The sequence below is a fragment of the Ensifer aridi genome (genome assembly GCF_002078505.1).
GTDB classification, from domain to species: Bacteria; Pseudomonadota; Alphaproteobacteria; order Rhizobiales; family Rhizobiaceae; genus Sinorhizobium; species Sinorhizobium aridi.
Genome location: NZ_LUAV01000061.1, coordinates 711 through 1,073, shown reverse-complemented (window position 1 = coordinate 1,073; position 363 = coordinate 711). Strand labels below are relative to the sequence as shown.

1 protein-coding gene is annotated in these 363 nt (G+C 67.8%); it reads left to right on the top strand.

The genetic code is table 11. The features are described from left to right. Positions 1 to 363, top strand: a 363-nt coding sequence (locus AYK65_RS34060) for a condensation domain-containing protein (protein ID WP_139793420.1), incomplete at both ends; no start/stop codon positions are given.

The following is a 363-nucleotide window of genomic DNA, read 5'->3' as shown; positions in this document are numbered from 1 at the left end:
GAAGTGATGCATGCCGAGGTCCGGACCGTGCTGCAGGGACGCGCGCATGCGCTTGGTGCGCCGCAGCCGTTCCGCAATTTGGTGGCGCAAGCCCGTCTCGGCGTTTCGTCCGAAGAGCATGAAGCGTTCTTCCGGAAGATGCTCGCCGATATCGACGAACCGACCACACCATTCGGGCTGAGCGAGGTGCGCGGCGATGGCCGAGGATCCAGCGAGGCACGGCGGATGCTGCCGCCGGCGCTCAATAATCGGCTGCGGGCCCAGGCGCGGCGGCTGGGGGTCAGCCTGGCGAGCCTTTGCCATCTCGCTTGGGGCCAGGTGGTGGCGCGAAGCAGCGGCCACGAACAGGTGGTGTTCGGCACG